General features: G+C 44.0%; 25 protein-coding genes and 3 tRNA genes. 18 read left to right on the forward strand and 10 right to left on the reverse strand.

Annotated features, from left to right (window positions below; genetic code table 11):
* Window positions 1-675 precede the first annotated feature (675 nt).
* Entirely contained in the window at window positions 676-1509 is an 834-nt protein-coding gene (pssA, locus tag ACHA99_RS01880; RefSeq protein ID WP_393940728.1) for a CDP-diacylglycerol--serine O-phosphatidyltransferase, read from the reverse strand.
* A 94-nt stretch (window positions 1510-1603) separates the two neighbouring features.
* Here pssA and ACHA99_RS01885 point away from each other — a divergent pair, with 94 nt between their 5' ends.
* The gene (locus ACHA99_RS01885; RefSeq protein WP_393940730.1) at window positions 1604-2071 is read left to right on the forward strand and encodes a DUF4124 domain-containing protein; all 468 of its coding nucleotides are present in this window, start codon (window positions 1604-1606) and stop codon (window positions 2069-2071) included.
* A 278-nt stretch (window positions 2072-2349) separates the two neighbouring features.
* On the opposite strand, the gene clpB is transcribed toward ACHA99_RS01885, so the two are convergent.
* From clpB to rluD, 3 genes are all read right to left on the reverse strand, one after another.
* Complete coding sequence (clpB, locus tag ACHA99_RS01890; protein WP_105249964.1) at window positions 2350-4923, reverse strand: ATP-dependent chaperone ClpB; 2574 nt, start codon at window positions 4921-4923, stop codon at window positions 2350-2352.
* Between the two features lie 199 nt (window positions 4924-5122).
* Window positions 5123-5857, reverse strand: a complete 735-nt coding sequence (gene pgeF / locus ACHA99_RS01895) for a peptidoglycan editing factor PgeF (protein ID WP_393940732.1) — start codon at window positions 5855-5857, stop codon at window positions 5123-5125.
* A complete protein-coding gene (rluD, locus tag ACHA99_RS01900) occupies window positions 5858-6832 on the reverse strand; it encodes a 23S rRNA pseudouridine(1911/1915/1917) synthase RluD (protein ID WP_105249966.1) in 975 nt (324 codons plus the stop codon). It abuts the gene before it with no gap.
* A gap of 122 nt (window positions 6833-6954) precedes the next feature.
* Here rluD and ACHA99_RS01905 point away from each other — a divergent pair, with 122 nt between their 5' ends.
* From ACHA99_RS01905 to hmpA, 6 genes are all read left to right on the forward strand, one after another.
* On the forward strand, window positions 6955-7716 hold the full coding sequence (locus tag ACHA99_RS01905; RefSeq protein ID WP_105249967.1) for an outer membrane protein assembly factor BamD: 762 nt from the start codon (window positions 6955-6957) through the stop codon (window positions 7714-7716).
* A 227-nt stretch (window positions 7717-7943) separates the two neighbouring features.
* Window positions 7944-8019, forward strand: a tRNA-Phe gene (locus ACHA99_RS01910).
* A 54-nt stretch (window positions 8020-8073) separates the two neighbouring features.
* A tRNA-Leu gene (locus ACHA99_RS01915) sits at window positions 8074-8160 on the forward strand.
* Between the two features lie 68 nt (window positions 8161-8228).
* Window positions 8229-8315, forward strand: a tRNA-Leu gene (locus ACHA99_RS01920).
* 165 nt (window positions 8316-8480) lie between these two features.
* A complete protein-coding gene (locus ACHA99_RS01925; RefSeq protein WP_306682936.1) occupies window positions 8481-10106 on the forward strand; it encodes a methyl-accepting chemotaxis protein in 1626 nt (541 codons plus the stop codon).
* 250 nt (window positions 10107-10356) lie between these two features.
* Complete coding sequence (gene hmpA, locus ACHA99_RS01930; protein WP_306682937.1) at window positions 10357-11550, forward strand: NO-inducible flavohemoprotein; 1194 nt, start codon at window positions 10357-10359, stop codon at window positions 11548-11550.
* Window positions 11551-11645: 95 nt separating this feature from the next.
* Here the strand turns inward: hmpA and ACHA99_RS01935 are convergent, their stop codons facing one another.
* Window positions 11646-12368, reverse strand: a complete 723-nt coding sequence (locus ACHA99_RS01935; RefSeq protein WP_173496963.1) for a pseudouridine synthase — start codon at window positions 12366-12368, stop codon at window positions 11646-11648.
* 160 nt (window positions 12369-12528) lie between these two features.
* On the opposite strand from ACHA99_RS01935, the gene ACHA99_RS01940 reads away from it, so the two are divergent.
* Window positions 12529-13455, forward strand: a complete 927-nt coding sequence (locus ACHA99_RS01940) for a TPR end-of-group domain-containing protein (protein WP_105249971.1) — start codon at window positions 12529-12531, stop codon at window positions 13453-13455.
* Between the two features lie 106 nt (window positions 13456-13561).
* Here ACHA99_RS01940 and ACHA99_RS01945 read toward each other — a convergent pair whose 3' ends face one another.
* Window positions 13562-14197 carry a metalloregulator ArsR/SmtB family transcription factor gene (locus ACHA99_RS01945; RefSeq protein ID WP_263178455.1) on the reverse strand — a complete coding sequence of 212 codons (636 nt, stop codon included), beginning with the start codon at window positions 14195-14197 and terminating at the stop codon, window positions 13562-13564.
* A gap of 147 nt (window positions 14198-14344) precedes the next feature.
* Between ACHA99_RS01945 and ACHA99_RS01950 the strand changes: the two genes are divergently transcribed.
* Together ACHA99_RS01950 and ACHA99_RS01955 are read left to right on the forward strand one after the other, a co-directional pair.
* Window positions 14345-14959 (forward strand): NADPH-dependent FMN reductase, encoded by a 615-nt coding sequence (locus ACHA99_RS01950; RefSeq protein ID WP_263192057.1) that lies wholly within the window; start codon window positions 14345-14347, stop codon window positions 14957-14959.
* A 56-nt stretch (window positions 14960-15015) separates the two neighbouring features.
* On the forward strand, window positions 15016-15432 hold the full coding sequence (locus tag ACHA99_RS01955; RefSeq protein ID WP_028759264.1) for a VOC family protein: 417 nt from the start codon (window positions 15016-15018) through the stop codon (window positions 15430-15432).
* A 92-nt stretch (window positions 15433-15524) separates the two neighbouring features.
* On the opposite strand, the gene ACHA99_RS01960 is transcribed toward ACHA99_RS01955, so the two are convergent.
* A complete protein-coding gene (locus ACHA99_RS01960) occupies window positions 15525-15863 on the reverse strand; it encodes a DUF1971 domain-containing protein (protein ID WP_168825047.1) in 339 nt (112 codons plus the stop codon).
* A gap of 241 nt (window positions 15864-16104) precedes the next feature.
* On the opposite strand from ACHA99_RS01960, the gene ACHA99_RS01965 reads away from it, so the two are divergent.
* Window positions 16105-16575 carry a YcxB family protein gene (locus tag ACHA99_RS01965; RefSeq protein WP_219250433.1) on the forward strand — a complete coding sequence of 157 codons (471 nt, stop codon included), beginning with the start codon at window positions 16105-16107 and terminating at the stop codon, window positions 16573-16575.
* A 68-nt stretch (window positions 16576-16643) separates the two neighbouring features.
* Here the strand turns inward: ACHA99_RS01965 and ACHA99_RS01970 are convergent, their stop codons facing one another.
* Window positions 16644-17207: an acetate uptake transporter gene (locus ACHA99_RS01970; protein ID WP_173496958.1), complete on the reverse strand. Its 564-nt coding sequence runs from the start codon at window positions 17205-17207 to the stop codon at window positions 16644-16646.
* A gap of 806 nt (window positions 17208-18013) precedes the next feature.
* Between ACHA99_RS01970 and ACHA99_RS01975 the strand changes: the two genes are divergently transcribed.
* The 5 genes from ACHA99_RS01975 to ACHA99_RS01995 all read left to right on the forward strand — a co-directional run bounded on the left by ACHA99_RS01975 (window position 18014) and on the right by ACHA99_RS01995 (window position 21885).
* On the forward strand, window positions 18014-18250 hold the full coding sequence (locus tag ACHA99_RS01975; protein ID WP_028759260.1) for a hypothetical protein: 237 nt from the start codon (window positions 18014-18016) through the stop codon (window positions 18248-18250).
* Between the two features lie 362 nt (window positions 18251-18612).
* Complete coding sequence (locus ACHA99_RS01980) at window positions 18613-19476, forward strand: MipA/OmpV family protein (protein WP_219250276.1); 864 nt, start codon at window positions 18613-18615, stop codon at window positions 19474-19476.
* 5 nt (window positions 19477-19481) lie between these two features.
* The gene (locus ACHA99_RS01985; RefSeq protein WP_028759258.1) at window positions 19482-19892 is read left to right on the forward strand and encodes a DUF3019 domain-containing protein; all 411 of its coding nucleotides are present in this window, start codon (window positions 19482-19484) and stop codon (window positions 19890-19892) included.
* A complete protein-coding gene (locus ACHA99_RS01990) occupies window positions 19892-20605 on the forward strand; it encodes a response regulator (protein WP_006080570.1) in 714 nt (237 codons plus the stop codon). The genes ACHA99_RS01985 and ACHA99_RS01990 overlap by 1 nt, the downstream gene beginning before the upstream one ends.
* 11 nt (window positions 20606-20616) lie before the next feature.
* Window positions 20617-21885 carry an ATP-binding protein gene (locus ACHA99_RS01995; protein WP_393940739.1) on the forward strand — a complete coding sequence of 423 codons (1269 nt, stop codon included), beginning with the start codon at window positions 20617-20619 and terminating at the stop codon, window positions 21883-21885.
* Window positions 21886-21989: 104 nt separating this feature from the next.
* Here ACHA99_RS01995 and ACHA99_RS02000 read toward each other — a convergent pair whose 3' ends face one another.
* Window positions 21990-22295: a DUF1289 domain-containing protein gene (locus ACHA99_RS02000; protein ID WP_198573003.1), complete on the reverse strand. Its 306-nt coding sequence runs from the start codon at window positions 22293-22295 to the stop codon at window positions 21990-21992.
* Between the two features lie 176 nt (window positions 22296-22471).
* Here ACHA99_RS02000 and ACHA99_RS02005 point away from each other — a divergent pair, with 176 nt between their 5' ends.
* The gene (locus ACHA99_RS02005; RefSeq protein ID WP_393940742.1) at window positions 22472-23008 is read left to right on the forward strand and encodes a DUF4136 domain-containing protein; all 537 of its coding nucleotides are present in this window, start codon (window positions 22472-22474) and stop codon (window positions 23006-23008) included.
* A gap of 94 nt (window positions 23009-23102) precedes the next feature.
* On the opposite strand, the gene cysM is transcribed toward ACHA99_RS02005, so the two are convergent.
* Complete coding sequence (gene cysM, locus ACHA99_RS02010) at window positions 23103-23981, reverse strand: cysteine synthase CysM (protein ID WP_263164178.1); 879 nt, start codon at window positions 23979-23981, stop codon at window positions 23103-23105.
* Between the two features lie 212 nt (window positions 23982-24193).
* Here cysM and cysP point away from each other — a divergent pair, with 212 nt between their 5' ends.
* Window positions 24194-25201, forward strand: coding sequence for a thiosulfate ABC transporter substrate-binding protein CysP (gene cysP, locus ACHA99_RS02015; RefSeq protein ID WP_393940745.1), 1008 nt, complete (start codon window positions 24194-24196; stop codon window positions 25199-25201).
* Window positions 25202-25299: the final 98 nt, after the last annotated feature.

Here is a 25299-nt window from a genome sequence, read left to right on the forward strand (position 1 = left end):
ACTTAAAAGCAGAAACAAACTGTACATATTACTATGAACACTCATTGTTACATTGATTTAAATTTTTGACTGCCAACCCGAAGGCTAAGCAGTTTCGATTAACTCAACACCTGTGAGTGTCCACACAGATTTCTTGTTTTATCTTGTTAAAGAGCAACTCAATATTCGTAAGAGAACTTGAGTACCACACTGAGCGTCGAACGCTTCCAGTTGGCTAGGGCTGCGTATTCTACGCATTTCCCGTTTCGCGTCAAGGAGTTTTTGCAAACTTTCTCAACACTCATCAATCAGTAAACTCATCGATGAACTGTCACATCAGGCTGCTTAACGCTGTCTGCCGTGTCAGTGGATGCGCATTATAGGCAGCAGAAGATTTTGTGCAAGGGCTTTTTTAACAATCAGCGCCAAGCGAATGAATAACCACCAAACTGCAGAAATATACTGCAATACTGAGCAATATTGCTGTTTGGGTTGATAAGTTTGGCAAAAGAAATCGCCTATTGCAGGGATTTTAATAGATTGAATGGGCATAAACAGAAGTTGATAGCGATTTTTCGCTATATCTATCAGTAAACCTCTAAAAGCGTTATGCCCAGTGTGATGTCTTACTCTTGTTTGCACCTAGCTAATGATAAGCACTGATCAAAAGCACGAGCCCTAAGATTTATGCTCTTCTTATTTCTCTTTTTCGATATTTGTAGCGCTTTGTGTTTGTGCTGCAGCTTGGGTTGAGGAATTGATCTCGACATTCGTCACCGTATCATCACCGACAATATGAGCGACTTTAAGTTTTCTCACAGTTCGAATCGTAATGATCGGACCTGAAATCGCATATAAGTAAAAACCGACGCATAAGATCAATGCAGGTTGAACTGACACCACCACAAATACACCGACGACCAGTAAGATCACGATAAAGTTAACCTTGCCACGCCAGTCAATTTCTTTAAAAGAGTGATAGCGAAAATTACTGACCATCAATAGACCAGTTGCCGCAGTCACAAGGGCTGCAATCCAACTGATATTTTTTCCATCGAGACTGTATTGATTACCAAGCCAAATGCTGCCAGCAATAACAGCTGCAGCGGCCGGACTAGCGAGCCCTTGAAAATAACGCTTATCGGCAACGCCAACTTGCGTATTAAATCGAGCGAGCCTGAGTGCCGCACCTGCACAATAAATAAATGCCGCCAACCAACCAATTTTACCTAAGTCGGCTAATGCCCAATTGTAGGCGAGTAGTGCTGGCGCCATTCCGAAGGACACCATATCCGCCATACTGTCGTATTCGGCACCAAAATCACTTTGGGTATTAGTCAGTCTTGCCACTCGACCATCGAGACCATCACAGATCATGGCTATAAAAATGGCTATTGCAGCAGCTTCAAAGTTAGCATTCATGGAAGCAATCACAGCATAAAAGCCAGAAAACAATCCTGCTGTCGTAAAAAGATTAGGCAGTAAATAGATACCTTTATTCTTTACTGTTTGATTTGAAGAATTTTGCATACACTTATTACGCTAGTTCAGTGAAGAGAAGTTAGCTTTCAAGATAACATATTTTATTATCATGTCGATGAGAGACCAGTTAGGGATAATTTCGATGTTAAAAGTGAACATGTTCAGAATAATACTTTATCGATGGCTCTGGCTCGGCCTTTTCATTGGCCCCGTTTCTGCGGGCGTTATTTATACTTGGGTCGATGAAAATGGGGTGACACATTACAGCCAACAAGCCCCGCAACAAGAAAACATCAAAGCAGAAAAGCTCTACAGTGAAGATTTAGAGCAGGCGAAAGTGGGTTTTATCGCGCCGATAAAGAAAGCTGAGTCGACTGCTGAAGCCAATGAATTAGAAAAGTCAGCGGCACTGATTAAAGAAAAAGACGCCAAACAGGCTAAATCCATTTGTGAGAGTGCAAAACACAATTTAGAAATACTCACAACGCATACTAAGCTTATCCGCCAAACTTCCGATTCGGGTGAATCTGTCACTATGACAGAGGAAGACCGCCAAGCCTCGATTGCTCAGCAACAGGAAAGAATCAAACTCTTCTGTGATAAGAAGTAGCCAAATTTACTATGCCACTACATTAATGAACAACGATTAACGCTAATGCAATAAAAAAGGAGCCGAGTTAAAAACTCGACTCCTTTCGTTTTAGTGCTTGAAGCGGGAACGATACTGACTAAAACAGCGCTATCTCTTATTGCAAGATAGTTTATTTCAAGCTCGTTCATTCAAGAACGCTTATTGCAGTTCGCCTATTTCAACGTATCCAACTTCAAGCTTGCTGTTAACGTATCGCATTCAAACAACACACTAAGTGACTAGCTACTGGTCACAGGTTATTGCTCGAACACTAACTCGCCACCCGCACAACTGACCTTGATCGGTTTACCCGGTAACAAGTCACCACGCAGTAATTTCTGCGCCAGCGGGTTTTCGACTTCTTGCTGCAATGCCCGTTTCAACGGTCTTGCACCATACACAGGATCGAAACCAATTTCCGCAATCAGTGATAATGCGTCGTCGGTGATCTCCAATGTATAGTCCTTTTCTGCCAAACGTTGGCGTAAGGAAGCAATTTGTATCGAAGCAATACGCTTGATATTGGCAGCATCCAATGGATGGAACACCACAGATTCATCGATACGGTTTAAAAACTCGGGTCTGAAACTGTGAGTAACCACATTCATTACCGCCGCTTTCATCTCTGCATAGGTCACTTGACCAAATCCTTCTTGGATAATGTCGGAGCCTAAGTTCGAGGTCATGATGATCACTGTATTTCTAAAATCTACAGTACGACCTTGACCATCGGTTAAGCGTCCATCATCAAGCACTTGCAGTAAGATGTTAAACACATCGGGATGCGCTTTCTCGACTTCGTCGAGCAATATCACTGAATAAGGTTTGCGACGAACGGCTTCCGTTAAGTAACCGCCCTCTTCATAACCTACGTATCCAGGAGGCGCCCCCACTAAACGCGATACTGAGTGTTTTTCCATAAACTCAGACATATCAATCCGCACTAAGGCCGATTCGGTATCAAATAAGAACCTCGCCAGTGATTTACACAGCTCAGTTTTACCTACACCCGTTGGGCCTAAGAACAAAAACGAGCCAATCGGGCGATTTGGATCCGCCAGACCCGCGCGGCTACGACGAATCGCATTCGCGACCGCATCAACGGCTTCGTTTTGGCCGATCACTCGTTCATGCAGCGCCACTTCCATTTGCAGTAATTTTTCGCGCTCGCCTTCAAGCATTTTCGATACGGGTATTCCCGTCGCTTTCGACAATACTTCGGCGATTTCGAACTCAGTAACCTTGTTACGCAATAACGTCATGTCCTGCATTTCGGCTTGCGATGCCAAATCGAGCTGTTTTTCAAGTTCAGGAATACGACCGTATTGCAGCTCAGACATCCGAGTTAAATCACCCGCACGACGCGCCACTTCTAAGTCCATTCGAGCCTGTTCGAGATCGGCTTTTATGTGCTGAGTGCCCGCTAATGCGGCTTTTTCAGTACGCCAGATTTCGTTCAACTCTGAAGCTTTCGCTTCAACGTCACGTAATTCCTCTTGCAGATGGTCAAGCCTGCGACGACTCGCCTCATCATTTTCTTTGGCTAACGCTTGCTCCTCCAGTTTGAGCTGGATAGCACGACGTTCGAGCCTGTCGAGTGACTCAGGTTTTGAGTCCATTTGCATACGGATACTCGATGCCGCTTCATCGATCAAATCGATCGCTTTATCGGGTAACTTACGGTCCGACACATAACGGTGCGACATGGTCGCTGCCGCCACAATCGCCGGATCGGTAATTTCCACATGGTGATGCAGCTCGTAACGTTCTTTCAGTCCACGCAAAATAGCAATGGTGTCTTCAACGCTTGGTTCATCCACCAACACTTTTTGGAAACGTCGTTCAAGCGCCGCATCTTTTTCAATATACTGACGATACTCATCGAGCGTTGTCGCACCCACACAGTGCAAGTCACCACGCGCTAACGCAGGTTTGAGCATGTTACCCGCATCCATTGCGCCTTCACCTTTACCGGCGCCGACCATAGTATGCAGCTCGTCGATGAAGAGGATCACTTGACCTTCTTCCTGTGACAACTCATTAAGTACCGCTTTTAAACGTTCTTCGAACTCACCGCGATATTTAGCGCCCGCAATCAATGAGCCCATATCGAGGGATAAAACGCGCTTATTTTTAATGCCCTCGGGGACTTCACCATTAACGATACGCTGGGCAAGTCCTTCAACAATCGCCGTTTTACCCACACCCGGTTCACCGATAAGGACGGGGTTATTTTTACTGCGACGTTGTAACACTTGGATCGTACGGCGAATTTCATCGTCACGGCCGATCACAGGATCTAACTTGCCTTGTTCGGCTCGCTCGGTGAGATCGATAGTAAACTTCTTCAACGCTTGGCGTTGATCTTCAGCGTTCGGATCATCCACTTTTTGGCCGCCGCGCATTTGTTCAATGGTTTGTTCCATCAACTCTTTGGTCGCGCCGGCTTTTTTCAACGCTTGTGCAAGAGCATCGGCACCTTCTAACGCAGCTAATACAAATAATTCGCTAGAGATATATTTATCTTTACGCTTTTGCGCCAATTTATCGCACAGATTTAATAAACGGATTAAACCTTGGGATAATTGTACATCGCCGCCAGTCCCTTCAACTTGAGGTAAGCGTTCCAGCTCTTGACTCAAGAGCGATCGCAGCGCACTCACTCGAATGCCAGCTTGGGTCAATAAGGGATGGATTGAACCTGAATCTTGGTTCAACAATGCCATCATCAAATGCAGCGGTTCAATAAACTGATGATCACGCCCAAGTGCGAGTGACTGGGCATCAGAGATGGCAAGCTGAAATTTATTGGTCATACGATCGAGTCGCATACAGCCTCCTAACACTCATATAGTAGAGATATGCCAATCCACAAGACATCTTGCCAATTTAGTGGCTTTAAAATCAGTACCGCTAATGGAGAGATCTAAATAGGATTGGTATTACATTTCGTTAGTTAAAAGATGGGGGCTATTTAGCCAAATTCAAGCGAATAACGCGCAAATAAATACAAACTGTAGGGGAATTAGCTTAAGACTTAAGCCAGATCAATGAAGCCATGCGTCCCGTCACCTTATCGCGACGATAAGAGAAGTAATCCGTGTCGCTGACTGTGCAGATATCTGCGCTATAAATATGGTTTATCCCGAGTAAACTCAAGCGTAATGTAGCCAAGCCAATAATATCGGCAAGATACTTGTTACCACTTGGAATAAAACACACTGCCGACTGCGGATGTAAAGTACAAAAGGCTTGCTGTACTTCAACGCCGACTTCAAATTTTTGTGGACCAATTGCCGGGCCGAGGTAGGCAATCAACTCATCCATAGGTGAACTAAACTGCGCCGCGGTGGCCTCAATCACGCCATCACATAAACCACGCCAACCGGCATGGGCCGCAGCCACTTCTGTTCCCGCTTGATTACACAACAACACAGGTAAACAATCGGCAGTCATTATAGCGCAAACTTGGCTAGCCGTTTGGCTGTAACTGGCATCGGCAATCGGTGTATCCACAGCAGGAGCTAAGCTCAGCGCATCTAAATTAAGCACATGAGTACCATGCACTTGCTCGAGCCAGACAGGCTCGGCGGTTAACGCTAATTGTTTGCAGAGTAATTCACGATTAGCCATCACCAGCTCAGGCGCATCACCGACGTGCAGTCCAAGATTCAAACTGTCATAGGGATGCACGCTCACACCGCCATGACGATTTGTCATAGCGATGCTGACATTAGCGGGAACAGGCCAATCGTGATTAAACACTTACAAATACTCGATCGGATGCTCGACCGTGTCTTGACGCAATGCTTTCGTCAAAATCACCATATCCTCAGGAATTGGCGCGTGCCAGCTCATGATTTCACAACTCACAGGGTGCGCTAATTCAAGACGCACAGCGTGCAGCGCTTGGCGCTTGAAGTTTTTCAGAATATCAAAAAACTCAGGGCTGGCCCATTTCGGCGGTTTTGGACGACCACCATACACAGGATCGCCCACTAATACGTGGCCTATATATTCCATGTGCACACGAATTTGGTGAGTACGACCCGATTCAAGGCGCAATCTTAGACGAGTGTGATTACGGAATTTTTCCGCCACACGATAATGCGTCACTGCAGGTTTACCTGAGTGATGCACCGCCATATGAGTACGTTTCGTTGGATGACGACCAATCGGCTCATCAACAGTACCGCCACCTGTCATAGTCCCCATCACAATCGCTTCGTATTCACGAGTGATTTCACGGGCCTGCAAGGCGGCAACTAAATGGGTTTGCGCTTCAACGGTTTTGGCTACAACCATTAAACCTGTAGTATCCTTGTCCAGACGGTGCACAATACCAGCACGTGGTACATGCTCAATATCGGGACAATGGTGCAATAGTGCATTCATCAAAGTGCCATCGGCATTGCCAGCACCAGGGTGAACCACGAGTCCCGCTTGCTTGTTGATCACAATAATATCGTCATCTTCATAGACGATATCTAGATCAATGGCCTGTGCCGCTGCGTGAACTTCTTCTTCAAGAGTGGCATCTATGAGTATCTGTTGCAGCTCATAAACTTTCTCTCGGGGCTTATTAACGACAACGCCGTCAACATAAACTGCATCAGATAGGATCCATTCCTTGATGCGCGTGCGCGAGTAATCTGGGAACAACTCTGCTAGAGCCTGATCTAATCTCAGTCCAGTTTGTGTTGCCGAAATCTCGCTTTTTAGATTAATCTCTTGTGTCATAGGAACCGTATCCCCATTTAGGGGTCAAAAAATGTGTGCTATCTGTTACAATCGGATGTTTTCTATTTTATAGTGAAATGGAAAAATTCTTAACTACAACTTAAAAAGAATTGAATTCAAGTATGTATAAATTTTCCAAAGGCGTTACCTTAGTCCTATTTTCACTAGCGTTATCAGCCTGTAGCAGCAGCCCTGATGATAACGATATTGCCGCCAAAACGTCACCTGATGTACTTTATACTCAGGCAAGAACCTCTATGGAGCTTGGCAATTACTCTAAAGCTGTCCGTTCTTTGGAAGCGCTAGACTCACGCTTCCCCTTCGGACCTCACAAAACTCAAGTCCAGTTAGACCTGATATATGCTTACTATAAAATGGACGATGTCGCTTCTGGTATTGCGAACATAGACAGATTTATCCGTCTTAATCCAACTCATCCAGATGTAGACTATGTGTTCTATATGCGCGGTTTAGTGAACATGCAAGCCGACAATTACATGTTCCACGACATGCTTAATATCGACCGAACCGATCGTGACCCTAAAAATGCTCAAGATGCTTTCAAAGATTTTGATCGTCTTATCAAAACCTACCCTAACAGCAAATATGCCGCCGATGCGCAAAAACGCATGTTAGCGTTGAAGAATCGCTTAGCAAAATATTCAATTCAAGTTGCCGAGTATTATCTCAAGATGAATGCATGGAGCGCAGCAGCAATCCGAGCACAATCTGTAATGGAAACATACCCTGGCACCCCTTCAAATGAACGGGCATTAGAGATAATGATAGAAGCTTATGGCGAATTAGGTCAGAGCAAGCTGAAGCAAAACGTGCTCATGGTAATGCAAGCTAACTTCCCAAACAATGAAATCTTATCAAACTAACCGAGAATGCCCCTTTAATAGGGGCATTTTTTGCTTGGTTACCCTAATAAGCCATAAATAGATAACGCTAAGTTCTCAGTGTGGATAGTGGTTTGGCTATTTTTACATCCTCAATACCAACACAAATGACACTTTCGTGTAAATCTTATCCAACTGAGTCACTTTTTCCGTTATTTAGTAAAAATCTATTGACTCAAAACCCGAAAAGCCTTTAAATTGCGCCCGTCGCCCGAATAGCTCAGTCGGTAGAGCAGAGGATTGAAAATCCTCGTGTCCCTGGTTCGATTCCGGGTTCGGGCACCATCTTTAAATGGGTTGCGATAGCGACTTATGTTAGAGAACTGCGATAGGTACAGTGCAGGTGTGGTGGAATTGGTAGACACGCCAGCTTCAGGTGCTGGTGCTCGCAAGGGCGTGGAGGTTCAAGTCCTCTCACCTGTACCAAATTGCAGTTCAAAAGTTAAGATTCACAGTGTTAAGATTGTCAATTCGATGAAATATCGAATAGCCATGCAGATGTGGTGGAATTGGTAGACACGCCAGCTTCAGGTGCTGGTGCTCGCAAGGGCGTGGAGGTTCAAGTCCTCTCATCTGTACCAACATTTAAACCTCGCCAAGCGAGGTTTTTTTGTATCTGAAGCAAAATAAATTTTCTGTAACTCTCCCCTCTTTCCTCAGATTTGCTATACCTATTGTTACAGACTCATCATAGGGATAGATAGAGTTCTGCCTAAAGGACTCTTTAGTTCACTGAGGCTATCCATATGAACGGTTTACAAATAAAACAAAAAATGTTTATCGGCATTCTGGTTCCCCTTGTAATGCTAATGACGATTGGCTTTCTCGCCATTAATATGATGGGTAAAATTGAATCGGGTGTTGAACGTATCTATGGCGATAGAGTTGTGCCACTAGACGATTTAAAAGTGATTGCTGATAAATACGCGGTCGATGTTATCGATGCGGTCAATAAGGCGAACGCGGGTGGTTTCACCGCCTCTCAAGCAGCTGAAGCGCTAGACAGTGCCAAATCTACCATTACCCAGCATTGGCAAAAATACCTAGCCACTGAACTTACCTCAGAAGAATCCCGACTCGTAAAACAAGCCGAAGTACTGTTCTCACCCGCGAATCAACAGATTGACACTCTGGTCTCACGCTTAAGAGGATTAAATGGTGATGTATCAAGCCAATTAGCGGCCAATATCCTGCCGCTTTACCAAGTAATAGACCCCATCAGTAACCAAATATCTGAACTGATTGCACTGCAAATTCGCGTGGCAGGCGAAGAAAAAGATCGTGTGAATGCCATTTACCAATCTTCAATCACTATTTTTGTAGCATTAGCCTGTGCCGCCATGATTATCAGTATTATGATTGGGCTCTGGGTCAATCGTAGCGTGATGAATCCTATTAATGACATTCTCAGTAAACTGAAGCTGATCCATCAAGACTCAGATCTTACCGTCAAATTCACTACTTTTAATCACGATGAGCTAGGACAAATATCCACTAGCCTCACCCAAGTTATTGAACACTTGCGGGGCATTCTTCATTCGATTGCCGAAGCGGCAAATACCGTTAATAGTTCAGCAAATGAGTTAAGCAGCTTCACGCAGGCAACCAATAAACGTATGCAACAGCAGCAAGCTGAAACGGAGCAAACTGCAACGGCCATGAATGAGATGACGGCAACGGTCGCAGAAGTCGCCCAAAGCGCATCTGCAGCGGCAGATTCAGCCAAAGATGCCGATACCTATGCCGCCAATGGCAATAATATTGTGATGCAATCGATTAGCAGTATGTCGCAATTATCTGATCAAATTCAAAAAACGGCACAAGTCATTGGATTTCTGTCTAATGAAAGCCAAAATATCGGCCGCGTACTCGATGTGATAAAAAGCATTGCCGAGCAAACCAATCTATTGGCATTAAATGCCGCCATTGAAGCGGCCCGTGCGGGGGAACAAGGCCGCGGCTTTGCAGTCGTTGCAGATGAAGTGCGGACCCTTGCGCAGCGCACCCAAAAGTCTACCCAAGAAATTGAGGCCATGATTGCCACACTACAACAAGGCGTTAAAGAAGCAGTTAACGCTATGGAAATAGGTATAAATCAAGTAGATGATGCTAATGATAAAGCTAATCAAGCAGGCCAAGCATTGAAAGAAATCGTCTCCTCAGTAGATAGCATCACAGAACTTAATACTCATATTGCGACCGCTGCCGAAGAACAAAGTAGCGTTGCCGAAAGCATTAATCGCAGTATTATTGCCATCAGCGATATTGCCGAACATTCCACCGCATCGGCGGCTGAATTAAGTGAATCTGTGGTTAATTTAACTAAACTCGCCAACAGCATGCGCAATCAAGTGAGTGCATTTAAACTCTAAGTCAAAAAACCACACTATGACTGCAATAAGCTTTGCTGTTGCAGTTAACCTCCCTTAAACCATCTATAATATATTGAAATAATACATTTATTTATCATTCCCCGATCTCATACCCGCTTTGATAAAGCACTTCAAATGACCTTAATCACGCTTATCGGTAGCACGAATTGCGATAATCACTATTGATCCAAATCAAATAGATCTTTAAACTTATTTAACATTCATAATATTTGCACGTTAAGGATTTTATATGTTGGACAGCCGTACAATCCAAGTTATCAAGAGCACTATCCCCTTACTCGAATCCGCAGGCCCTGCGCTGACGATCCATTTTTATGAACGTATGTTCAAACATAATCCTGAACTAAAAGATGTATTTAACTTGGCACACCAGCATTCTGGTGGCCAGCCTGTTGCCCTATTCAACGCCGTCGCGGCTTATGCTAAAAATATTGAAAACTTAGCGGTGCTAAGTTCGACTGTCGAGCGCATTGCCCAAAAACATACAGGCTTTCTGATCAAGCCTGAGCAATATGCGATCGTCGGCAGCCACTTATTGGCCACCCTTAAAGAGTTAGGCGGTGATGCAGTAACAGAAGAAGTATTAGAAGCTTGGGCGCAGGCCTATGGATTTTTAGCAGATATGTTTATTCAACGAGAAGCTCAAATTTATCAGTCAAATGCAGAACAAGATGGCGGTTGGTTGGGTGAGCGTCAGTTTATCATTAGCGCGAAAAAGACAGAGTCCACAGTCATTACCTCCTTCATATTGACGCCCGAAGATGGTAAACCAGTTAAAGATTTCATTCCCGGTCAGTACTTAAGTTTGAAGCTAAAACATCCCAATTTAGCATATGAAGAAATCCGCCAATATTCCCTATCCGATGCACCGAATGGCAACAGCTACCGCATCAGTGTGAAACGTGAATTAGGTGGCCAAGTGTCTAATCTGCTACACGATACCATGCATATCGGTGACAAAATTGCAGTTATGCCGCCGGCGGGAGATTTTATCTTAGAAGTTGGGGCGGACATCCCCGTAGTGCTCATTTCGGCAGGAGTGGGTCAAACACCGATGAAAAGCATGTTGAATCAATTGATCAAGTTGCAACATCCAAGTGCTATTACTTGGCTACATGCCTGTGAGCAAGGTGATGTACATGGTTTCAAACAGGCTATTCACACCAAGCGCCAGCAACATCATAATCTGAAGAGCCATGTTTGGTATCGCAAGCCGAGTTCAACCGATGTGGTAGGTACAGATTATGATTTCGAAGGACAAATGGAATTAAGCAAAGTCGCAGATCAACTGCTTCCCCATGCACATTACTATTTCTGCGGACCTATTGGATTCATGTCAGCCATCAAGCAACAATTACTCGCTCTGGGTGTCTCAGCTGAAAACATGCACTATGAAGTATTCGGCCCCCACGCCGATCTCTAATCCCATGTCACGGGCTTGGGAACCTGACTCTCAAGTCCATTTTTATATTTAGAATACGCAGAATAATGGCTGATAAATTGAAGTGCCCTATGTCTCTAAGCTACCGGTTTACAGCGGATAGAAGCCACTTCTGCGGCAGTCAGCATACGACTTTCGCCCGACGCCAGAGCTTCATCCAACACAATATCACCTATTGATAATCTATGTAGACCAACAACTGGGTTTCGAAAGCGACCAAACATCCGCTTAATTTGATGGTACTTACCTTCCTTTAAAGTCACTTCAGCAACATGATCAGCAAGGATCACCAATTTAGCAGGCTGAGTCATTATATCTTCAAAGCTGAAATACATACCTTCGGCAAATGCGGCGATATATTCTTCAGTTAATGGATTAGCTAAGGTGACGCGATACACTTTATCGACCTTATACGTCGGTGACATTAGTGCATCAGACCAGCGGCTGTCATTGGTCAGTAATAACAAACCCGAAGAATTTAAATCTAGTCTACCCGCGATATGTAACTCATCACGGGCTTCGCAATCGAGCAAATCCATCACGGTTTTATGCTGAGTATCTTTAGTCGCGCTCACCACGCCAATCGGCTTATGCAACATCAAATAAACTGGCGTGTTGGCCTGTAATATTTGCCCATCGAGTTGGATGTGAGAAAACTCATCCACTTGCCTATCCATGTCCTTCACTATCAATCCATCAACGCGTACTCGGCCCAAGAGTAACAGTTCACGTACCGCTTTACGGTGAGTGTGTAACTGGGTACAGAGATAACGATCGAGTCGGCCGCGCTTAGACTGCATAACACCACAAATGACGAAATATGAATGGGATAGCCATTCTAGCAGGATGCGAGTTCAGGTCATAGCGAGCCAATACAGTAAGCATCACAGAGCTTATTTAGAGCAAAATTAGATCAAACTAGGCAAAATTTGTTAAGCTAGGCGTTCAATTCATCTTATTGTGAGTGGTTACCGCATCAAAAACTTATCTGCAAGTCCCGTTATGATACGTTCGAACCTGCTATTTTTAGTCTTGTTTTTAGTGATACTCGCGAGCTCATTCTTCACTCAAGCGAGCGATGCAGAAAATCCCCCTGAAGCGCCTCAACCTTTCGCAATCCATGATAAACCGCTGATAGAGCGCTACGTCTTCGATGAACTCAAATCCCTCAGATACGATCAACAGGATCTTGAGCGGCGCCTCACCATAGATATCACAGATCGCGAACTGGCCGTTGCCGACAAGTCGATGAATTACGCCAATGTCACTGTCACTTACTTCTTTTATATGATCGCCGGCGTCGCCTCTTTAGTCGCCTTTATCGGCTGGCAATCCCTACGGGAAATCAAGACACATACCGCCAAACTGGCCGCGAATCAGCTACAGAGTATTGCCGAACAATACGAAGAAAAGTTCAAATTACTCGAGCAAGAACTCAAGCATAAGAGTCGTACTATCACAGACAATAATCGTGAAATAGAAGTGATTAATGAAATTCATAATCTGTGGCTACGCGCCCAAAGTGCCCAGACACCCGAACAAAAAATTGAAGTCTACGATGAAATCCTCACGATTCGACCTGGAGACTTGGAAGCGCTGACCTACAAGGCCGATGCCGCAATGGAAATGCGCGAATTTAATTGGGCACAAAGCCTATGTAATCGTGTTTTGGAAGTTGACCCAACTAACGCCCATGCTTTTTATCAAAGAGCCTGCGCCTTTGCGTGTTTAGGTGTTGAAGATAGGGCAATTTCTGATTTGGAACGTGCAATCCATAACAGCGCATCCTTCAAAGAGCTAGCGTTGGATGAAGCTGATTTCTCACAACTTAAAGGGCATCCTCGTTTCGAAACCTTATTGGCCTATCACGAACCTGATAAGCCCTAAGCTCCTAAGTTTAAGCCCAGAACGAATGCTTAATATGTAGCGTTAGCTTTCAGTGACGTTTTATCCCACAGATAAAACGCCTCAAGCAAACAACTTAAGTGCACTACTAGGCTATCGTCGCAACTTTAATTACCGCAATCTTATATGCACAGCGGCGAGCACCTTCGATGATATGCTCTTCGCGGCTCACCACGGCAATATCAGCGAATAACTGCTGGAAAAGTTGCAACTCAGAGCGGCAAAAGTTCAAACACTTAGTCGCTGCGGCGCAGATTGGACAATGATTTTCGAGTAAAAAATACACGCCATCGATGTGTTCCATGGTCGCCATATAACCTTCGTTCGAGCGTAATTTTGCAAGTATGGCCAGACGTGTCGGAATATCAGTAGCCCCTTCCATTGCCGCACGATATTGGACTAACGCACTTTGCTCCCTGTGACCGATAAGCTTATCCAAGCCTTGGTCGCCAAAGATCATTTTTACCGAGTCAATTAGCTGTACCGTCAATTCCTCATGGCGATCGGCAAAGTGAGTACGGCTTTGTTCGGTCAATCCCCAGTAACGTGTTGGGCGACCGCGGCCTTCAACTCGATCCTCAATATCCACATCACCCATATCTTCCAAAGCCTGAAGATGTTGACGCACTCCCATAGTCGTTAACGCCAATTCCTCCGCTAAGGTTTTAGCAGTAAGCGGGCCATGCAACTTGAGTAATTGAATAATCTTATCAGTAGTTTTCATTGAGTCTCCCCGATTTCAGCCGAAGCATTATCTCCCAATCTCCGTAGCTTTAACAGATTAAATAAACTTTTTTATTTACTTTATCCTTTACAAGATTAAGTAAAGCAATTACCTTACAAATAATTTATAAACAAATAGGTTTACTTAATGGAATTACTCATCATCAGCACCAGCCAAAGACCCGATTCACAAAGTGCTAAAGTCGGTCGTTATATCGCGGAAAGCAGTTTCTCATCTCCCCACAACATGGGTTACGACACGATACATCACTTAGAACTATGCCTGTTTAATCTGCCCTTTTGGGACGGAGAAGAAGACAACAAAGGTGAACACTGGCCCGAAATAGAGCACAGAGTCGATGAAGCCGATGCGCTAGTGCTGATCACCCCAGAATGGGGCGGCATGGCATCACCATTACTGAAGAACTTTTTGTTGATGTGTACTCGCGAAGAAACCGCCCATAAACCCGCCTTATTAGTCTCAATATCGGACGGTATTAGCGGTACCTATCCTATCGTTGAAGTGAAGATGAATGCCCTTAAAAACAATAAATTAGTGCCCATACCCGATCACTTAATCATCCGAAATGTCAGCCATGTACTCAATGCAATCCCTGAGAGTGCCCGCGATATCGCGCTTAGGGAAAGAGTGCAATACAGCTTATATATGCTGCATCAATACGCCCAAGCATTAGCCCCCATTCGTGAACAACATGCCAATCAAGCGTACCCAAAACAGCAGGAATACTGTTACGGTATGTAAGCGGCTTGAGATTTTAACCACCAGCAACAGACTAAAATCATTACAAGGAACGCATTATGATTCATTTAGAGCATATCAATTTAGTGGTAGACGACATCCCCGCAGCACTGCGCTTTTATCAAGCGGCTTTCCCCCATTGGCGTGTTCGTGGTGGTGATAAAGGCACTTGGTACGGCAAACCCCGTAATTGGATTCATTTTGGTGATGATTATCAATACATTGCTTTTAGTGACAATGGTGAAGGTGAAAACCGCGATTTGGCAGGTCATCAAATTGGACTGGCACATTTTGCCTTTGTGACCGACAACTTAGATGCTGTGATAGCAAGACTGACCCAGGCAGGTTTCCCTATTGCCAAAGATGGTATGGAAGATCCCTATCGACGCAATATTTACTTCTTCGATGCCCATGGCTTTGAAGTGGAATTTGTGGAGTATTTAACTGATATTCCAACGGAACGAAATCGCTATTAGCTATTAGCTATTAGCTAGCGTAAATCGTTATTAAAAAGAAGTAGCCAAGAACCGCATGTAGTGAATAGTGTGTAGGAGCTAGGTACTAGACACTATTCGCTTCGCTCGGATTGTTGCTGCGCCACAATGGCCGAATCCTTATGGGCATAAAAGTGGAGTCTAAACTGAGTATCTTCGGTCAGTAGCTCCACTTTATGCCAATATTCAGGATGTGAAATGGCGGTTTCACCTGCGCGAATAATAATTTCTTTATCTAACTCGCCCCTGCTACCCGTATAGCCATAAAACTTTAAGCTGCCCGTTAACACTTGGATTTGCCCATATACGCCAGCCTTAGTATTGTGCATGTGCAGCAACATTTTAGGGACGTTGTCATGGTTGAAAACCGGCGTTGATTTGTAATTTACAAAATCTTTGGGGACTAAGGCCATGATGTTTTGCACTCCTTGTGTCAAATCACGAAAATCGAACAATGCTTACGGCAAGACTAATATAGCCGTTGCCGTATTTCTGTCCAACTCATATCTTGACCTGTATAAACGAGCGGGTTTGAACGTCGAATTTGAAAACACCAAAGTGCTCATTCATGCTTGCAATAGCAAGGTTAGTTACTTTCATCACTGTAATCGCTACACTAGCCCGCATTAAGTGCCACCTCAATTAGATGACATGATGCCAACGCCCTATTCATACTCCACAACGTATATTTTAGATAAAGCCCATTTCGATGAATGCTATACGCAATCAGTGGTACCAGATCCCACGCTCAAACCTTACTACAAAGCCATTGGATTAACCCTGATAGGTATCGCGCTTATTTTCACCGATATTAGCCTTTATTTAGCTTACTTTTTTGTTGGGTTAGGTGTTATCGAAGCGCTCAATGTGAAGTATCACAAAGCATGGTGGTTGATGCGTCAGATGATGAGTAAAGCGGCCAGCAATGAGGTCACACTCACCATTGATGAGCAAGGGATTCACACTCAATCGATGTCTGTGACCAGCCAAATTTTATGGACCGACATTTACCGAATTAAAGAAACTGAAAAAGGCTTCTTGATCACCCACAAGGCAGGCACGAGTTATGTTTCCCTTCGTAGCTTAGATGAAGCAGCTGTGGCCTATATTAAAACTAAAATCTAGTACAGCTAACACCCATAAAAAAGGCTGATCTTCATCAGCCTTTTTTACAGCTCTGCATTGCCGAATTGTTATTTTTTCAATTCACCCACCGGTAAAATCGCACGGCCATACTCATTATTAAGCACCTGCGCCATCGCAAAATAAATCGCACTTGCGCCGCAAAGTATCCCTTCAAAGCCCGCAATAGTGCCAATCAAGGCGCTACCCGTAAAATCACGCGCCGCCAGCAGAAAAAATAAGATAGTCAAAGAAGCAAACACAAACTGTTTGGCTCTTGGATAACGCAAAGAACCCACAAACATAAATGCCGTGAATATGCCCCAAAGCGTTAAATACCAGCCCATAAAATACGTTGGACTCGCCGCAATGCCAGCATTAGGCATTAAAATGAGGCCCACTAGCGTTAACCAAAACAAACCGTATGAGGTAAATGCCGTCGTACCGAAAGTATCGCCGCGCATGAAACACATAATCCCCACAATCACTTGACCAATGCCACCGTAAAAAATCCCCATGGCTAAGATCATAGAATCAATAGGGAAATATCCCGCATTATGAATGTTTAACAAAATTGTTGTCATACCAAAGCCCATTAAACCTAATGGCGCTGGATTAGCCAGTTTTGTAGACACAGAGTTCCCCTAGAGAAAAATCAACAATTCAATAAAAATCAATAGCATTTGCCATTAATCTTATGCACGCGCACCTGCGAGAGCGGCGCATTCTAGAGGATAGCTATAATCTTAGCAATGTAATCATCAAAAACAAACGAACACATAAAAATAAACAATAAAAACATAAAGTTAAAATAATAAACTGTAAAATAAAATTTAAACTAAAAAACACATAAAAATTAATTCTTTTTAATTCAATATTCTAGAAAAAAACGGCCTACAACATGCGTCATATCTCATTTTATATGACTTCTTATAACTACCGCATAATTCAGTTAACAGCGGCGATTAAACCTTCATTAAAAATCGACCATAAACAGTGATAATAATGCACTTTATCGCAAATAAGTCCTTAAAGTGATGTAAGTAGCACTTTTGAAAGAAATCCAAGTTCTACTGTACACACAATTAAGCCATAAGTTAAGCACATAAGTTTATGTGCAGAGTTTCATCAATTAATTTCAAACACAAGTTCAGAAGAGCCAACTTAGCACGCATGAGTTCAGAGTGGGGGGGGGTGAACCTAACTCAAGCAGCAAAAGATGCTGAGAATGAATCAAACTAGAGCAAATAAAGTACACTCAGCCAGCCCATTTACTTGAAGCGAATCAAGGGAAAACAAGGTAAAAAACCTTAATCAAGAAAGGTGAAAATTATTTATATCTAAAACAGAATAGCAGTGATAAATTGCTGATGTTGGCACAGTGGTATTAAGAGAATGCTTCTTAATCTGTGGTTGGCAATACATAACTAAAGGAAATAAAATGAATAAGTTATCAGCTGTTTTTACTCTATTGGCATTAGTAAGTTTCACTTCCTTTGCTGACGACTCCTCTTTACCGCCTGCACCAGCAGCCGATCTCGCTCAGCTGAAAGAAGTGTGCCAGCAGATGGCCTCTGAAGATCAAGTCGAAAATGCTGAGCTAAAACAATATGTGCTTGATTGTGTAAACGATCAATTGACAGAAATGGGCTACAAGTCAGTTACTGAGGTCAATTAATCTTCATTCTAATCTCTGTGTTATTACCGCAAAGTAGGTTATTCGGCTTCAGTCTGTGCCATTCACACTTGCGAATGGCATTATTATTTCCAAGCAACACAGCTTTTACATCATAATTAACATCATTTCAGTTACACTCGAAACTTATAAAACACAAAATTTAACATCCACAATTAACCGTACGAAAGCTGCCAAGATAAGCTTTTAGCATGACTATCAACATATTGTGCAATCCATAAATTTATTATTTAATTGATAGCTGTATCATTTTGCATCTGCGTGAATGAAACCACTGTTGAATTGAGCATAAAATGCTAATCTGTTTTCCTGTATTGTTAACCTCAGCCCTTAATCGTTAAATCATGTATCGTATTCTTTTTGTCCTCATTACAAGTTTAAGTATTTTGCCTGCAATCGGAATGGCGAAAGAAGCCTGTGCACCAGAAAATCAATGTATTGAGATGAACAACTGGGATCTAGGCATCGCCATAGGCTGGGGACAAAAAAGCAATCCACTCAGGGATTTTGACGATATTCCATTGTTCTTTATTCCAACTGTGGCCTATTACGGCGAACACTGGTTCTTCGACAATGGTAATTTAGGTTATACCTTAGCCGAGCAAGAAAGCTTTACAATTAACTTAGTAACAAGTTATAGCTTAGATAGGGCCTACTTCTATCAATGGGACCCATCGAATATCTTTTTGAATCGTGGCACTCAAGTTGAAGCCAAAGCCATAAATAGTATGGCTTTGTCGACTGAGCCAGAGCCTGAGTTTAATTCCTTAGAGACTCGGAACTTCACCTTACTTGGCGGTGCCGAAGCATTCATCTATACGCGGCTCGGTATTATTAGATTGGCGTACACTCATGATATGTTTAATGTTCATCAAGGTTCAGAAGCACAAATAAAATGGACCTATGGCTGGGATTACGATCGTTTCATTTTTGAGTTTGCGTTGGTATTTGATTGGAAAAGCCAAGCCGTAGTGGATTATTATTACAGCGTTAGACCCAGTGAAAACGCCTATTGGAGCGAAAGATATCAAGCAAAATCAGGTTGGGATAAAGGTGCGGAAATGACGGCCCGTTACATATTAACTGACAATTGGGATCTACTGTTGGCAGTTCGTTACACTCTAATTGCCGATGAGATTGCCGCCAGTCCCTTGTTAGACCAAGACTATAGCAGCACCTACTTTATCGGCGCAGCCTATAGGTTCTAACGTTAGTGACACTGCCTCAGTTAAGCTTGCTTTGCTTTATAGGTCTAAGCCTCGGCTTGATGGGCCAAAGTTCAGCACAAGCCAAAACTCGCGACTCGGCACTCAAACTCACACCCGAAATTTGCATCACAAGTTCAGAAACTGAGGCCTGTGACGTCTATATAGAACTACAGTGGGAACTCGCTAAAGATGAGCTGATCTGTATCTTGTCCGACAACGCCGCCTATCCCAAATGGTGCAGTGATTCAGTTTCAACCCATACATTAAGCATGAAAATCCACACTATGACGGATATTCAATTTGTCATGGTGAGTAAAGACAGTAACCAAACTTTGGCTGGTGCCAAACTTAAAATCACTTCTGCATCACAACCTCAGGTTCGCAGACGTTACCGCAACCCTTGGAGTTTATTTTAATGACAAGCCCACAATCGAACCACAGAGTATTATTGGTTGAAGACGACGTTCGCCTAGCAAACTTGATTGTAGATTACCTAAAATCCCATGGTATGCATGTTGAAGTTGAACGCCGTGGCGATACAGTGCTAACACGATTAATCAATTACAAGCCAGATATCATACTGTTAGACATTATGCTACCGGGCATGGATGGCCTCACTCTGTGTGAGAAACTGCCCGATTATTTCGCAGGTCCAATCCTATTGATGAGCGCACTTGGCTCAAGCGAAGATCAAATCAAAGGACTAGAACTCGGTGCCGATGACTACGTGGTCAAGCCCGTCGATCCTGCTCTGTTAGTTGCGCGGATCAACAACTTACTTCGCCGTCAGAATCAGCCACCACAGGCAGAATCACACTGTCTAACCTTCGGTAAATTGAGTATCGACCCGCATACCCATGCGATTCGTCTTAATGAAACTGAAATTGATCTCACCAGCCATGAATTCGAATTGCTATGGTTACTGGCCTCGCAAGCGGGCCAAGTGCTCAGCCGTCAGTATATTTATCAGTTGTTACTCAATATTGATTTCGATGGTAAAGATCGAAAAATTGACGTGCGGATCTCTAGATTACGTAAAAAACTCAACGATAATATTGAGACACCTTTCAGAATTAAAACCGTTTGGGGACAAGGTTATCTCTTTGCTCCTGAAGCTTGGAATAACTAAGCACAAATACAGTGAAACGTCTCTTTATCAGTTTATATCTGCTACTCAGTCTCAGCGTGCTTGGGATTGGCTGGACACTCGACAGCCTGTGGCAGAAGAATGTTGATGACAATAATGCCCTCGATGCGCCGTTAGTGGCATTGGCGCAATTATTAGCGGAATTACCTCCCGATGCCCGCCAACGGTATCTGGAGGCGATCCCAGCGAACCCTGTGATGCCACTGCAATTACTCAATGCAGATCAAGTCGCGCTGGCAGATAATCAAGCGTTAAGCACAAGCAAGGTGTTCACCACCACGGCCAATGATGATAGCCTGCTGCAATTTATTCGAGTAGACGATCAAGTCTTAATGGCGGGGCCGCTGGACATAGATCCCAGAGCCAACCTTCGCAGCCTGTTCACCCTGTTCTTTTATTTATCACTCGCCCTTGTTGCGCTAATTTGGGTCGGCCCGCTTTCACGGGATTTGAGCATACTGCGTAAGGCCACCAAAGAATTTGGCGAAGCCAAATGGGACACGCGGATTACCCTGTCAAATCGCTCCCAAGTTAAGCCCTTAGCCAATACGTTTAACGAAATGGCGCGACATATCAGCGCCTTGATTGATAACCAGAAACACTTATCTAATGCGGTATCCCATGAAATCCGCACGCCACTGGCGAGGCTCAAATTTGCTCTTGCACTTATGCCTATGTATTGTCAGCCAGATTCGGACGAACAGAAGCGACAAGACTTTCTCGATGAAATGCAGCTCGACATCAAAGAAATGGAAGACTTACTTCAAGAACTGCTGACCTACGCCAGCTTAGAGTCACAGCGAGAAGGTATCCAGTTGGATGAGTACGATTTAATTAATCTCATCAATCAAAGTATTAAGCGCCTAGAAACCTTAAGTCCAACGCCTATAACGCTCAAGGCCGAAGTCGAAAAACTGCCCTTATTCGGAGAACCCGCATTAATCGAACGGGCACTACAGAATTTACTGACCAATGCACAACGCTTTGCCCGCACTGAAATCATCATTGAAGTTAAGCAGACCCAGCATAGGGTCAATTTAAGTGTGAGTAACGACGGCGAACCTATCCCTGCGGTGGATTTACCGAAAGTGTTCGAGCCATTTTATCGCAGCCAATCGGTACAGAATGGCAATAAAGGACATGGTTTAGGCCTTGCGATCATCAAACGGATTATGCAACGACATCAAGGGAATGTAAGTGTTACCAGTGATGCACAACATACTCGATTTAGTTTAATCTGGCCGAAGAAGCGTAAGCTGTAATAGGGATTGGGATAGGGATTAAACGACTGCGGGTCTGTTATTCGTCTAACGCGCTAATTCTACAAGTCAGTTAAATAAGACTATTTAACAAAGTATTCAACCTATTAGTCTAGCTCGAAGCCACCAAAATCCAGATCGACTTCGGGCTCAGGCTCAAAATTCAACTGTGGATTTAACGCTGCCCTTTCTTGCTCTATTTGTGCTTGCCTTGCTTTCATCATCGCCAACTGGCGACGGCGTTTACGTTGAGTACACAGGCGAATGACATCATACTTTTGCGCATCTGAAAACGTTAACCAATTGAATCTTTCGTCACGGCTTCGCAGGCAACCATTACAGTAACCGCGCGCATCGGTAACACACACACCGATACAAGGACTCGGGATATCAAAAAAGGCTAACTGTTCCATAACCCGCCGTTATTCCTATCTAAAAATGAACCATACTCAAAACGACCAGCGCTAAAAAAGATACCGTTGGATTGCATTCAAAGCGATTCAAATACAACACACTTATCTAAAGTACTTGCAGAAACAACCTTAATCAAGGCACATTGAACAGAGTTTGTACAACTTGGAGCACTATCATGGGATACCGTCACTTTGCCAGTCTGCTCGTCGCTGTTGCCTTATTAAGCGCTTGCAACAGTAAACCGAAAAACGATTATGATCTCAATTACGACTTCACCGCACTACGCAGCTTTACCCAGTTAACACCACAGCCGACGGATGACCCGTTAAGCGCCCAGCGTATTCAAGTAGAAATTAACAACCAATTGACTCAAAAAGGGTTTGTAGAAAATACAGCGTCGCCCGACTTTAACGTCGCCTACGCCTTACTCACCCAAGATAAGCCCAAAGATTCAGGGCTATCCATTGGATTAGGCACAGGCACATTCGGAAATTCGGGCGGGATTGGCATAGGCACCAGTGTTGGCGTGCCGCTGGGGAGTGATAGCGCTAAAATTCAAACTATTCAAATAGATATTGTCGATCCTAAGACCAAAGCTCTTATTTGGCGTGGCAGCGACAGCTATGATTTTGATGCAGGCGGTAACGAGAAAGCCCAAGATACCGCCAAAGCCGTCAACCGAATTTTGGCGCAATTCCCACCGAAAAAATGATCACGTTTAAAAGGGTAAAAATGGGCGTGTCTCGCCCATTTTTATCAATCAAACATTTATATCGCTCAATATGCTTAGAGTAAAAATCTAGGACTCAGGAAAAAAGCCCTGACGAAAGGTAACGATCGCCCCTATCACAGACAATCGCCACGACCACAGAACCCGGATATTGTTTAGCAATCTCCAGCGCAGCAAACACGGCACCGCCCGAACTGACTCCAGCACAAATCCCTTCCTCTCGCGCTAAGGTTCTCGCCATGGCTTTTGCATCTTGCTCTTCAATATCCATAACTAAATCAACCCAAGAAGCATCAAAAATCCCAGGCAAATATGCCTGCGGCCAACGCCGAATCCCTGGAATAGCACTGCCATCGGCAGGCTGAAGACCGACGATAGTGATGTCGGGATTACAAGTTTTAAGGTATTTAGACACACCCATTATGGTACCTGTCGTCCCCATACTTGACACAAAGTGGGTAATTTTGCCTAGACTCTGTTGCCAGATCTCAGGGCCTGTCGTGAGAAAATGGGCATTAGCGTTATCTTGGTTATTAAATTGATCCAGCACCTTACCTTTGCCTTCGCTTTGTAACTGCAGCGCCAAATCCCGCGCAGTCTCCATGTTATCCACTAGCATGAGCTCTGCGCCATAGGCTTGCATCGCATCCTTACGCTCCTGAGTCGAATTATTCGGCATAATCAGGATCATCTTGTATCCTTTGATTGCCGCCGCCATCGCCAGCGCAATCCCAGTATTGCCACTCGTTGCCTCAATAAGCGTATCACCAGGACTTATTTCTTGGCGAAGTTCGGCCTGAATAATCATATTGAGTGCAGGACGATCTTTTACTGAACCCGCGGGGTTATTGCCTTCCAATTTTAACAGTACAGTGGAAGTACCACAGTTAAGCCGCTGCAAGCGAACCAGCGGAGTTTGCCCGATGCAGGCTTCAATTGTCGGAAAGTCAGACACTAGGATTATCCTTTACTTGATAAAAACAACTAAGCGATAGCCTATTCTAAGTCGGTTACCACTGACAAACACGGTGAATACTGCTTATAACATAAAATAAATCGCTCATAGTTATTCAAAAAAGTTCTATTCAACTGGCTTTTTATAAACAATTAATTCTATTACTCTAGGTGCCATGACGCTGACAAAATTGCCAGATTAAGGAGTTAAAAATGTCCGTAAAATTGATAAAGGCCCTGCTAGGAACCCTCATTCTGGGAACCTCACTCAATGTGACTGCCGCAGATCAAACCCTGCTTAATTCCTCTTATGATATCGCACGGGAATTATTCAATGCCTACAACCCCGTTTTTGCCAAACATTGGGAAGAGAAAACAGGTAAAACCGTCGAAATTAAACAATCCCATGCAGGCTCATCTGCACAGGCACGCTCGATTCTGCAGGGATTACCCGCAGATGTGGTAACGTTTAATCAAGTGACAGACGTACAAGTTCTGCACGATCGCGGTAAATTGATCCCAGAAAATTGGCAACAATTACTGCCTAACGCCAGTTCGCCTTACTATTCCACCATTGCATTTTTGGTGCGTAAGGGTAACCCAAAGCAAATCAGCGACTGGGGCGATTTAGCTAAAGATGACGTTAAACTGGTCTTTCCTAACCCAAAAACCTCTGGTAATGCTCGCTACACTTATTTAGCCGCATTAGGTTATGCTCAGAAAAACTATGGTAAGGATAATCAGGCTAAACTGGATCAATTCCTGAAAAAATTCCTCGGTAATGTCGCAGTATTTGATACTGGCGGCCGCGGTGCGACCACCTCCTTTGTTGAACGTGGGATCGGTGATGTATTAATTACCTTTGAATCGGAAGTGAACAATATCCGCCAGCAGTATGGTACGGACGATTACCAAGTAGTTGTACCAAAAACCTCGATTCTGGCAGAGTTCCCCGTCGCTGTAGTTGAGAAAAATGCTAAGCGTAACGGTACACAGGAACTCGCAACTGAGTATTTGAATTATCTCTACAGTGAAGAAGCACAACGTCTACTGGCAGGATTCAGCTATCGTGTACACAACGAAAAGATAAAAGCTGAGTTTGCTAAACAGTTCCCTACCGTTGACCTGCTGACTGTTGAGCAAATCATCGGTGGTTGGGATAATGCGATGAAAACGCAGTTTGCTAACGGTGCAAAACTCGATGAGCTATTAAAGCGCTGATATCGTCCTTAATGTAGTAAGATATCAACATTGAACCCGAGCAAAGTCTCGGGTTTATCGCTAATTGGCATTTATCAATCAGTGTTAGCCGTAAAGAT

The sequence above is a fragment of the Shewanella sp. S23-S33 genome (assembly GCF_043359565.1).
Taxonomy (GTDB): Bacteria; Pseudomonadota; Gammaproteobacteria; order Enterobacterales; family Shewanellaceae; genus Shewanella; species Shewanella oncorhynchi.